Below are 12076 nucleotides of genomic sequence, written 5' to 3'. Positions count from 1 at the left end.
GTTATGGTTGTTGTTCCGCTCCAACCTGCTGCATAGGTTACAGCCCCTGTAGCTGCAACAATCGTATTACCTCCAGTTAAACTTGCTGCATCCAGACTGTAAGTAATTCCTGTTGAGTTAGTTGCTGTGGTTGTGGTGGTCACTGACCCCGCTCCCTGGCATCGGGTTGAAGTTGCCGGAGAAAAAGCATTGATTGTTACTGATGGTGTTACCGTTAATACCGCAGGATTTGAAATTGTTTGGGAACAAGTGTCATCTGTACTGCTTATTACCACATCATAATTACCCGTATTGGTTAAGATTAAATTACTAATAGTAAGAGTATTTGTCTTTGTTCCGGAATAGTTACCGTTATCAGAAATAGGGATTCCATCTTTTCTCCATTCATAGCTAGATATGTTTCCTGAAGCTGAAACCAGAAATGTATTAGAATTCCCTTCACAATCCTCCACATTAGTTGGCTGGGTATTAATGGTAATGTTCTCATTAACAATTAGAAAAGCTTCTTCCGATGAAACCTCAGCACAGGGCGCAGTTCTTTTTATTTTTACTTTGTAGGTTCCGGCGTTTGCTAAAGTTGTTTGATTAATACTTAATGTAGGCGTAATGATTCCTAGAGAAGTGTCATTTTTAAACCATTCATAGGTAAGACCAGTTCCAGTAGCAGAAACCGAAAAATTAACAGGAAATCCAGAACAAATAGTTTGCGATGCTATTGGTTGAGTAGTGATTGATACTTCCTGATTTATAGATAAAATTTTAGTTGACACAGCATTTGCACAAGGGGTAATTCCTGTAGCTGTTAATGTTAAAGTGACAGGCCCGGTTTCTCCATTACCCGGAGTGTAAGTAGCTGTAGTAAGAGAATTAGCATTCGCGATTGTTCCTGTTCCATTAGATGTCCAGACAATTTCTGTATTGTTGCTAGCCGATGATCCTGTTGTAATATTTGTTGCAGCATTAGAACAGGCAATTATTGCGGTTCCCGCAACTGCTGTTGCAGCCTGGGATATTGTCAAAGTTTTAGTTGACACAGCATTTGCACAAGGTGTAATTCCTGTAGCTGTTAATGTTAAAGTGACAGGTCCGGTTTCTCCATTACCCGGTGTGTAAGTAGCTGCAGTAAGAGAAGTAGGATTTGCGATTGTTCCTGTTCCATTAGATGTCCAGACAATTCCTGTATTGTTGCTAGCCGATGATCCTGTTGTAATATTTGTTGCAGCATTTGAACAAGCTACTACAGCTGTTCCTGCAACTGCTGTTGCAGCCTGTGATATTGTCAAAGTTTTAGTTGACACCGCATTTGCACACGGTGTAATTCCTGTAGCTGTTAATGTTAAAGTGACAGGCCCGGTTTCCCCATTTCCCGGTGTGTAAGTCGCTTGAGTAAGAGAAGTGGGATTTGCGATTGTCCCTGTTCCATTCGATGTCCATAGGATATCTGCATTGTTGGTAGCTGACGATCCTGTTGTAATATTTATTGCAGCATTAGAACAGGTAGTTATTGCGGTTCCCGCAACTGCTGTTGCAGCCTGGGATATTGTCAAAATTTTAGTTGACACAGCATTTACACAAGGGGTAATTCCTGTAGCTGTTAATGTTAAAGTGACAGGCCCGGTTTCTCCATTACCAGCTGTGTAAGTAGCTGTAGTTAGAGAAGTAGGATTTGCGATTGTTCCTGTTCCATTAGAGGTCCAGACAATTCCTGTATTGTTGCTAGCAGATGATGCTGTTGTAATATTTATTGCAGCATTAGAACAGGTAGTTATTGCGGTTCCCGCAACTGCTGTTGCAGCCTGGGATATTGTCAAACTTTTAGTTGACACAGCATTTGCACAAGGGGTAATTCCTGTAGCTGTTAATGTTAAAGTGACAGGCCCGGTTTCTCCATTACCAGCTGTGTAAGTAGCTGTAGTAAGAGAAGTAGGATTTGCGATTGTTCCTGTTCCATTAGATGTCCATAGAATACCTGTATTATTGGAAGCTGAAGCCCCAGATGTAATGTTAACTGCAGAATTGGAACATGCTGTTACTGCGGTTCCCGCAACTGCTGTCGGGGCTTTTGTTATAGTTAATGTTTTAGTTGATATAGCATTGATGCAAGGAGCATTCCCTGTAGCAGTTAAGGTTAATGTTACAGGACCTGTTTCATTAGCACCTGGCGTATAAGTAGCAGTAGTAAGAGAAGTAGGATTTGCGATTGTTCCTGTTCCATTTGATGTCCATAGAACACCTGCATTATTAGTAGCGGAAGATCCAGCAGTAATATTAACTGCAGCATTGGAACAAGCTGTTACGGCAGTGCCTGCAACTGCTGTTGGAACCGGATAAATGGTTAAAATCATTTGATCGGAAACCAAAGGACATGAAATATTTCCCGGTTTCTTTGTGCTAGAAAGAGTTAATGTAACAGTACCACTGGTAATAGTTGGTGTATAGGTGGTAACTGGATTCCCAGGTGAACCAAATGTTCCGGAAGGTGCTGACCAAATAACATTAGTAGCATATCCAGTCTGACTCCCATTTAGAGTGATTGGGGGATTACCGACACACATACTTCTATCCGGCCCGGCATTTACCCCAGCAGATTTGTTAATATCAACGGCCAAAGTAACCTGGCTGCTGGTCCCGCAAGCATTTACAGCGCTAACACTAATGTTATTTGTATTTATAGCTGAATTAACTGTAACATCAACTGTAATAGAATTAGTTCCCTGACCGCTTACAAAATTCCAACCTGAAGGAATGACCCAAACATAACTTGTAATATTAGAGCTAGGTGTTACTGTATAAACTAATCCATTTGCTTCCGGGCACACCCCTGAGGTGATGTTAATATTGCCTGAGGGAGCAACAAATACTGGAGCGGCAGGTGGTGTGTAGCCAGTCATGGTTATAATATTACTTGTTGCAGTGACAGGTGCTGCACAATTGACATTTGAAGTCATCACTACCGATATTTGTGAACCATTGGCAAGTGAATTAGCAGTATATGTGGCACTATTAGTTCCGACATTTGTTGCTCCATTTTTCCATTGGTAAGTCGGAGAAGTTCCTCCATTAGTTGGAGTGGCAGTAAATGTAACTGGTGTTGAACCAGAAGGTGCAGTTGTACAAATTGAAGTAGAAGAAGCAGTGATTAATACTGTTGGTACTACACTGGAATTTACATTTAAGGTTTTAGTAGCGTTTACAGTTCCACATGATCCACCAGAACTTGTAAGTGTTAATATTATAGATGCAGGAGCATTTGCAGCCGCAGTATATGTTGCAGTATTCGGTGTATTTCCTGAATTATTGGAAAAGCTTCCACCTGTTACATTTGCAGACCAAATTGCTGAAGTGGCTCCTCCACCAAAAGAACCTCCTAAAGCAGTTGTCGTACCTCCCTGACAAATAGCAGGTATGGCTGATCCTGCACTTACAGTAGGAGTAGGATTTATAGTTAATGTTTTAGTGGCATTTACGTTTCCGCAGGAACCTCCGGAAGTTGTTAGAGTTAGAATAATTGATGCTGGTGCAGTGGTGGACGCTGTATAGGTTGTGTTACCAGGATTGCTTCCTGAATTGTTCGAAAAACTTCCCCCGGCTCCTCCATCAGACCAAACCGCTGAAGTAGCTCCTCCACCAAAAGAACCCCCTAAAGCTGTAGTTGTTCCGCCTTGACAAATGGCAGCAATGGCGACACCCGCGCTTATAATAGGAGTTGGATTTATTGTTAGATTTTTAGTGGCATTTACGGTCATACATGAACCACCAGCTGTTGTTAGAGTTAAGGTGATTGAAGCTGGCGCTAAAGCGGAGGCAGTATAAGTTGTATTTCCTGGATTACTCCCGGTATTATTAGTAAAGCTTCCACCTGCTCCTCCATCTGACCATACTGCTGATGTAGCTCCACCTCCAAAAGAACCACCTAAAGCAGTTGTTGTTCCTCCCTGACAAATTGCAGCAATAGCAACACCTACGCTTACAGTAGGATTTGGATTTATAGTTAAGATTTTAGTAGTATTTACTGTCCCGCATTGCCCACCTGCTGATGTAAGGGTTAAAGTGATTGATGCCGGCGCTGAAGCCGATGAAGTATAAGTTGTATTTCCTGAATTACTCCCGGTATTATTAGTAAAGCTTCCACCTGCTCCTCCATCTGACCATACTGCTGAGGTAGCTCCACCTCCAAAAGTACCTCCTAGAGCAGCTGTTGTTCCACCCTGACAAAATACAGATATTGCACCCCCTGCATTTACAGTAGGGTTTTGATTTACAGTTAAAGTTTTAGTAGTATTTACGGATCCACATGAACCACCTGCTGTTGTAAGGGTTAAAGTAATTGATGCCGGCGCTGAGGCAGATGCTGTATATATTGTATTACTGGGATTGCTTCCTGAATTATTAGCAAAACTACCACCAACTCCACCATCTGACCAAACAGCTGATGTAGCTCCTCCACCAAAAGAACCACCTAAAGCTGCGGTTATTCCTCCTTGACAAATTGCAGCTATGGCACCTCCAGGGTTTACGGTAGATAAAGGATTAACAGAAATGGTAATATTATTACTTACAACAGGATTCCCTGCACCACAATTAGCAATATCAGAAGTTAGTCTAACGCTAACGACTTGACCATTTTGTAGAGTAGTTGTAGTATACGTATTAAGATTACTATTTGCACCAACATTAACTCCATTTACTCTCCATTGATATAAAGGGTTGCTTCCGCCATTTGATGGAGTTGCAGTAAATATGACCTCAGTTCCAGCACAAATGGTGTTATCAGAAGCATTAGAAGTAATTGTAACGCTGTCAGTACACTGCCCAAATCCATTCCATGAACTAAGTAAAAAAGTAGCAAACGTTAAAAAAACTAGAAAAAGTAATTTTTTACCCATAGTAGTAAATATTTAGAGCTTTCCAAATTACGAAGGGGGTAACGTGGGTATTATATATAGGTTATTCAAAACTTTAGGGATAAGTTTTGAAATCTACTACTTTGGGGTGCAGAGAGTTAACAACTTAAAATTACACTTTATATTTTGACTTTAATTTTTAATTCGATTAAGGGTAATTTTAGTCGATTAAAAGACTTAAAATCAAATTAAGATTTAGAAATCATAGCTTTTAACTGACAAAAATAAAAATATATTGATTTAAGTGTTTAGTTTTCAGGGATTATCTAAGCCGCAAACTGTAAAATTTGCGGCTTAGATAATTTTTATTTAAAAATTAGTTATTCTCCCATAAATGGATATCTATAATCTGTTGCAGGAACAAAGGTTTCCTTGATCAACCTTGGAGAGATCCATCTTAACAAATTAAGTTTAGAACCAGCTTTATCGTTAGTTCCACTAGCTCTTGCTCCACCAAAAGGTTGTTGCCCAACAACTGCTCCAGTACATTTATCGTTAATATAAAAGTTACCAGCTGCATTTTGTAAAGCTTGAGTTGCTTGAGTTGCTGCATATCTATCTCCAGAAAGAACAGCACCAGTTAATGCATAAATACTAGTTTCATCAACTAACTTCAAGGTTTCTTCCCATTTATTATCATCATAAACATAAATAGTAACTACAGGACCAAATAATTCTGTTTCCATAGTTGAATAATGAGGATCTGTCGTAAGGATTACAGTTGGTTCAATAAACCATCCCTTAGATTTATCATAATTTCCACCTACTACAATCTCAGCATTTTTGTCTTTCTTAGCTTGGTCTATATACTTCGCTAACTTGTCAAATGAACCTTCGTGGATCACTGCAGTAATAAAATTGCTCATGTCTTCTGGAGAGCCCATTTTAAATGAATTCACATCTTCAACTAAAAATTCTTTCACCTCTGCCCAAAGGCTTTTTGGGATATAAGCTCTAGATGCCGCACTACATTTTTGTCCTTGGAATTCGAAAGCTCCTCTTGCAATTGCAGTAGCAACTTGTTTTGCATTTGCTGTTTTGTGTGCCAAGATAAAATCTTTACCACCTGTTTCTCCAACAATACGTGGATAGGTCTTATACTTATCTATATTAGCACCAATCTTACCCCAAATTCCTTTAAAAACACTTGTGCTTCCTGTAAAGTGAATTCCGGCGAAATCTGGACTAGCTAAAACAGTGTCAGTGATCATAACAGGATCTCCCATTACCATATTTATAACACCATCTGGCACTCCAGCTTCCTTAAAAACTTCCATGATAACTTGTGCAGAAAAAACTTGACTATCACTTGGCTTCCATACTACTGTGTTACCCATTAATGCAGCACTTGCGGGAAGATTTCCGGCAATTGCAGTAAAATTGAAAGGTGTAACTGCATATACAAATCCTTCTAAAGGACGGTATTCCAATCTATTCCAAACTCCCGGAGAAGATTCTGGTTGCTCTTCATAAATCTGAGCCATATATTCAACATTGAATGTCAAGAAATCTACCAATTCACAGGCAGAATCAATTTCTGCTTGAAAAATTGTTTTGGATTGCCCAATCATAGTTGCAGCATTGATCCTTGCTCTATATGGTCCAGCAATTAAAGATGCGGCTTTTAGAAATACTGCAGCTCTTTGTTCCCAAGGTAATTCTGCCCAAGCCGTTCTTGCTTCTAAACAAGATCCAATTGCCTGTTCTATATGTTTTTTCTTGGCTAAATGAAATTTACCAAGATCGTGTTTATGATCGTGTGGAGGATGCATGCTCATGGTGTCTCCTGTTCGAATTTCTTCGGAACCTATGTATAATGGCACGTCCATTTTTTCGTTGTACATGTCTTTATAAGTAAGCAACACTTCCTCTCTTTCAGGTGTTCCCGGAGCATAAGATTTTATTGGATCATTAATAGCTGTCGGAACTTGAAAAAATCCTTTTCCCATAATTATTTTTTAGATGTTTCTATTCGGTTTTATGGCCGTAAATATAAAAAAAATTAACCGAGATACCTTGAGTTTCAGCTAGAGAAGTTGAGAAAGGGATAAGGTGAAGATGTTGTAAATTAGCTTTATATCTTTAAACTATGTGTACAGTTACCTTACTTCCTATTTCAGCTAAAAAAAATGGTTTTATCCTAACATCTAATAGAGATGAAGCTGCCAAAAGGGAAGCGCTTTCTCCAGATTTCTATTCTGAAAATGATACTAAAATGCTCTATCCAAAAGATAAATTATCTGGTGGGACCTGGATTGGTTTAAGTGATCAAAATAGATTGATCTGTTTGTTGAATGGAGAATTTAAACCACATATTAGAGAGTCTAGTTATCGCTTAAGTAGAGGGGTAGTAGTGAAAGATCTTTTAGGGGCTGTTTCAATAGATGAAGCAATAGAAAATTATAATTTTAATAATATCGAGCCTTTTACAATTGTTGCTGTGGATTGGAATACCGGCTTGCGGTTTTTGGAACTTGTTTGGGATGGTAAAATTAAACACTTTAAAGATTTAGAATTGAAACCTCATATTTGGTCCTCTTCCCCTTTGTATACTTTAGAAATGAAAAGAACAAGAGAAACATGGTTTCAGGAATTTCAGAAAAGCAATAAGCCTAATGCTAAATCTTTGTGGGAATTCCATACTTCAGCAGGAATTGGAGATCCAGAAATAGATGTGATCATGAATAGGGGATCTGTAAAAACTCAAAATATCACCCAAATTGAAAGTGCTCAGGATAATATTGAGATGCGATTTATGGATGTGAGGGATAGAAATAAAATTGAAATAGAATTCTAAAATGAAAAACGCCGCTTAAAACTGATAATAAAATTAATAAATATTGGAAGGAAAAAATTTTATAAGTAAAGTTAATTTTATTGCTCTGGAAAGTAAATATTCACTGATTAATTTAACGCGAAGGGAGCACTTAATTTAAATGCAGGGATGGCAACTTTGAATTTTTTAGAGGTTGTAAAATTCACCATTTCATAATATCCACTCATAGAACCAAAGGGAGCAGAAAGTAGACAACCGCTATTGTAAGTATGGGTTTCGCCCGGCAATAAAACTGGTTTTTTGCCTATGACACCCTCTCCTTGTACAATTTCATTATCCTTAAGGGCATCCTTGATATTCCAAAATCTGGAGGTTAATTGTACCGAATCTTTACTTTGATTCTCAATTGTTACTTGATATCCAAAGGCGAAGTGGATCTTATAATTTTTATAAAATGTGCCTTCGAAATTGGTCTCTACGGAAATTTTAATTCCACATGTAACTTTTTGAACCATATTTATCTAATTGCAAAAAATGTAAGAGCTGAAATTGATGCTGCTATTATAGCTAATGTAAGAAATATAAAATTCAGAGCCAGAAATTTAACAATTGTTACAAATCTTTTCTCTTTATAAAAATTTCGAAGGGCCTTATACAGGTAAAATAGAAAAGTTAAAAGTGCTGTTGCCATGCATATCTCGGATTTCAACATTTGGTCTAATATGTAACCAATTAAAAGAAACACAAAAAATGTCCTTTGAACATGAAATGTAAAAACTAAATGCTCCATATAATTAATGGGCTTGTAACAGTAAAAAAGCCAAATGATCAATGCAAAAACAGGTAAGTAGAAAAATATAATAAATGGAGATTTACTAATAAGGTAATCTAAAAATACTTTTGGGTTATTTTTTATGATCTCTATGTCTACAGCTATTCTATATAAATATCTGTTCAAAAACTTATAAGTGTGATCTAGACTATCTATTGCTTCTTCGGAATTTATAATACTTTTTTCATTATAAAAATCTGAATAAAGTCCAATTTGTTTAACAGTGGATTCCAATAAATTTAAAGTGTCTAGTTGTTCCTGGGTCAGATAGTGATCTTTGTAATTTTTTTTAGCAATTATAGGTTTATTAGTTAAGATGAAGTCTATATCTATCTATTTTCCAAAAGGAACTTTTTTGATCTCTTCATTTATTTTTGCTTTTTCCTCCGCTGATAATTAATAAATTTCTTCATCTGGTTGGTTATCTGAAAATGAGCCGAAATTTGTGGTTTGAATAGAAAAGCTTCAAACAATAAAAAAGATGATGGAGATGCTTAAAAAAAACCGAAACGGATTGGCATATTGAGTGCGCATACCATTAACATAGTCTTTGGTGATCTTTCCAGGACGAAAAATAAGAGTGCTTAAAGTTCTTCTCATTCTGGAATCATAAGAGAATATTCCAGCAAAGAATTCTAAAAAAAAAGTCATTAAAAGATAGCTTTTTGGTGCTGTTCAGTTGTCCGCCATTGGACAATATTTGTCACTAATGTCCAATGGATAGTCACAATTTAAACAAGAAAGACCACCTTACTTTGTAATGAGCGCTCGCTTTTCATACCCTAAATATTTTAGTGGTTGCTTAGTTAGAAATATTCAAGGAACTCGCATTTCCAAAACCAATAATTTGATCAAATCTCGCTCCCAGATCCCTAAAATACACTAAAACTTGATATTCATTTTCAGTTACGTCAAAATTTCCGCTAATAAAACCTTCATCTAAGAATCCGTCCTTTTGTAAAAGCACATATTTGTAGTTATAAAAACCTTGTTTTGTAAGTAGTGTGTTTTCATACAAACCAGATTTTTTATTGTATTTCATTAAAGTAGAATCATCCAATTCAAAATTATTGAAAGCTCCATATAAATGAAGTTCTCCTCCTGCTAAAGGGTCGTAATTCTGAAGTTTAAAATGTGTCCAAACATACTCAGCTTCAATAGAATTGTCTTCACCTTGTAAAGTGCGAATTACAAATTGACCGTTAATGTCGGGATTGTATGTATAAGGTTCTGTAGCTCTAGATCTGTCTACAAAAAGAAAGTGGTTATAAAGTTCATTCAATTCTATCCTACCAATATCTAAAGTTGTGGAGCGAATATCTTTACTATCGAATTGTAAATATTCGTTGCTCGCAAGAAAAGAAGTTTCCTGGTCGTATTTATAGATCAACTCATTTCCAATTGTATATTGTGGCTTAATAGTTTCTATGCTAGATTTTAAATTGTGGTTCTTAGTTATAAGTATTTTTATGGTGGATTCTGGGTTTCTTATCAAAAAGTCTGGAGAATTAATGCTGAAATTAACTACTTGTCTAGAATTAATATATTTAAGATCACGTGATCTTTTTACTGCAACTTTTACTTGAGCAATTGGCCTGTAAATCATAAATTTTCTGGAAAAAACTATTTCATCATTCTCATTAAGAATTTTAAGCATGTAATTCCCGCTAAGCCTTAAAGATTTGGTATCTTTATTTGGAATTGTAAGATTGTAGTGGGTGTATCCCTGAAGGGTGTTATAGGAATTACTATAATTATTAATCCGAACATTATCGAATCCGTCCAAGTATTCAGATTTTTTTAATTCTGAAGTGGTCCAGTCGTAATTAAAATGTTCTATAGTATAATAATAGTTGGCTTCGTCTCCTATAATGTCATCAAACTCTAATTTAAAAGCATCACCTAATTGTATAACTGGATTTCCAGAAATATTGGTATTGCTATTAAATATGATGCTCTTTATATAATTGGGAGGTAGAACTTCTACTTGCACTTGGGCAATCGAAAACGTTACCCAAAGAAAACAAATCGAGATAAGAATATAATTCATTTAATTAGTTATTAGAATAAAGGCAATTACAAATTCTATTCCCATTATTTTGCGATGGCATTTTAACAACTTAAGATTTAAAATTATCCAATTTCTTTGGGAGTTGTAGGGTTAAAATTAGTAAATTTGCACACTTTAAAAAATAAATTTAATATACACTTCATCCTATGTCAAAAGACATTCGAATAAAAAGAGGGCTTACTCTACGTTTAAAAGGGGAGGCGGAAAAGCAAGTTGTTGAGGCCCCTAGGTCTAAGACTTACGCAATTAAGCCTCCAGATTTCTACTCGGCAGTACCTAAAATGGCTGTTAAAGAGGGAGCCACAGTTTTAGCAGGTGATGTGCTGTTCTTTTCTAAATACGATGAGAAATTAACATTTACATCTCCAGTTAGTGGAACTCTAAAGGAAATTAAACGTGCAGAGAAACGCCGAATTACTGAAGTTATTGTGGATGCAGATCCTACCGATAGTTTTAAGGATTTCGGAAAAATGAAGGCTACAAGTTCTACAGCAGAAGCTGTAAGAGACCGTTTGTTTGAGAGCGGTTGTGGTGCGTTTTTAAATCAACGTCCTTACGATATCGTTGCTTCTCCAGAAGACACACCAAAAGCGATCTTTATTTCTGCAGTAAGTACAGCCCCTTTATCAGCAGATATAGGTTTTGTGCTAAAGGATAAGGTTGCAGCTTTTCAAGAAGGAATAAATGCACTTCAAAAATTAACTTCAGGAAAAATACATCTTTCAGTGGATGATTCTTCCGAAGCAGTTTTAAAAGGAATTACAGGAGTAGAGCTTCATAAAGTTACAGGGCCGCATCCAGCAGGTAATGTTGGTGTACAGATCCATAAGATAGATCCTATTAATATAGGTGAAAGAGTTTGGACAGTTGGGGCAGAGGATGTTTCTATTATTGGTAATGTGTTCTTAACTGGGCAATATCGTCCAGATAGAACCATTGCTTTATGTGGAAGTGAAGCTAAAGACAATAAATACTATAAGATCAAGATTGGAGCAAATTCTTCAGATCTTATCGGTCAGGTATCAGATGATGTTAGAATTATTTCTGGGGATGTTTTAACCGGAACTAAGCTTTCTAATAATCAGTATATAGGATTTTTTAACAACGCTCTTACTTTAATTCCGGAAGGAAATAAATATAGAATGTTTGGATGGTTACCATTCACTTATAATAATATTCATTCCCATTCTAAAACTTCTCTTTCTTGGTTGTTTCCGAAAAAGAAGTACGCTCTTACTACCAACTTAAATGGAGAAGAACGCGCTTTAGTGGTTACGGGAGAAATGGAAGAAGTGTTACCAATGGATATCTACCCTATGCAATTGCTAAAAGCATGTATAGCGGGAGATATCGAAAAAATGGAAAATCTTGGGATCTATGAGGTGGCTCCAGAGGATTTTGCTTTAATAGATTATGTAAACACTTCAAAATTGGAGGCTCAGGACATTATTCGTCTTGGCTTGGATTTAATGATTACCGAAGTAGGTTAAAAA

7 protein-coding genes are annotated in these 12076 nt (G+C 36.7%); 2 read left to right on the top strand and 5 right to left on the bottom strand.

The window, feature by feature from the left end:
• Both I130_RS10355 and pruA read right to left on the bottom strand, forming a co-directional pair.
• Positions 1–4886: beta strand repeat-containing protein (locus tag I130_RS10355; protein WP_034922637.1), on the bottom strand; the 4886-nt coding region annotated here is incomplete at its 3' end.
• A 338-nt stretch (positions 4887–5224) separates the two neighbouring features.
• Positions 5225–6853, bottom strand: a complete 1629-nt coding sequence (gene pruA / locus I130_RS10350) for an L-glutamate gamma-semialdehyde dehydrogenase (protein WP_034922635.1) — start codon at positions 6851–6853, stop codon at positions 5225–5227.
• Positions 6854–6993: 140 nt separating this feature from the next.
• On the opposite strand from pruA, the gene I130_RS10345 reads away from it, so the two are divergent.
• Positions 6994–7701 carry an NRDE family protein gene (locus tag I130_RS10345; RefSeq protein WP_034922633.1) on the top strand — a complete coding sequence of 236 codons (708 nt, stop codon included), beginning with the start codon at positions 6994–6996 and terminating at the stop codon, positions 7699–7701.
• Positions 7702–7808: 107 nt separating this feature from the next.
• Here the strand turns inward: I130_RS10345 and apaG are convergent, their stop codons facing one another.
• From apaG to I130_RS10330, 3 genes are all read right to left on the bottom strand, one after another.
• Positions 7809–8195, bottom strand: a complete 387-nt coding sequence (apaG, locus tag I130_RS10340) for a Co2+/Mg2+ efflux protein ApaG (protein ID WP_034922631.1) — start codon at positions 8193–8195, stop codon at positions 7809–7811.
• Positions 8196–8977: 782 nt separating this feature from the next.
• Entirely contained in the window at positions 8978–9163 is a 186-nt protein-coding gene (locus tag I130_RS16805) for a DUF3667 domain-containing protein (protein WP_232224052.1), read from the bottom strand.
• Between the two features lie 151 nt (positions 9164–9314).
• A complete protein-coding gene (locus tag I130_RS10330; RefSeq protein WP_034922629.1) occupies positions 9315–10562 on the bottom strand; it encodes a DUF5103 domain-containing protein in 1248 nt (415 codons plus the stop codon).
• Positions 10563–10729: 167 nt separating this feature from the next.
• Between I130_RS10330 and I130_RS10325 the strand changes: the two genes are divergently transcribed.
• Positions 10730–12073: a Na(+)-translocating NADH-quinone reductase subunit A gene (locus I130_RS10325; RefSeq protein WP_034922627.1), complete on the top strand. Its 1344-nt coding sequence runs from the start codon at positions 10730–10732 to the stop codon at positions 12071–12073.
• The last annotated feature ends 3 nt before the right edge of the window (positions 12074–12076 follow it).

It is taken from the genome of Gillisia sp. CAL575 (assembly GCF_000403785.1).
Classification (GTDB): domain Bacteria; phylum Bacteroidota; class Bacteroidia; order Flavobacteriales; family Flavobacteriaceae; genus Gillisia.
This window is presented reverse-complemented; position numbering and strand designations above follow the sequence as displayed.

Excerpts from the sequence above, each read along its gene's own strand:
- pruA (WP_034922635.1), bottom strand. The coding sequence starts at position 6,853 with ATGGGAAAAGGATTTTTTCAAGTTCCGACAGCTATTAATGATCCAATA.
- I130_RS10325 (WP_034922627.1), top strand. The coding sequence starts at position 10,730 with ATGTCAAAAGACATTCGAATAAAAAGAGGGCTTACTCTACGTTTAAAA.
- apaG (WP_034922631.1), bottom strand. The coding sequence starts at position 8,195 with ATGGTTCAAAAAGTTACATGTGGAATTAAAATTTCCGTAGAGACCAAT.
- I130_RS16805 (WP_232224052.1), bottom strand. The coding sequence starts at position 9,163 with ATGACTTTTTTTTTAGAATTCTTTGCTGGAATATTCTCTTATGATTCC.
- I130_RS10345 (WP_034922633.1), top strand. The coding sequence starts at position 6,994 with ATGTGTACAGTTACCTTACTTCCTATTTCAGCTAAAAAAAATGGTTTT.
- I130_RS10330 (WP_034922629.1), bottom strand. The coding sequence starts at position 10,562 with ATGAATTATATTCTTATCTCGATTTGTTTTCTTTGGGTAACGTTTTCG.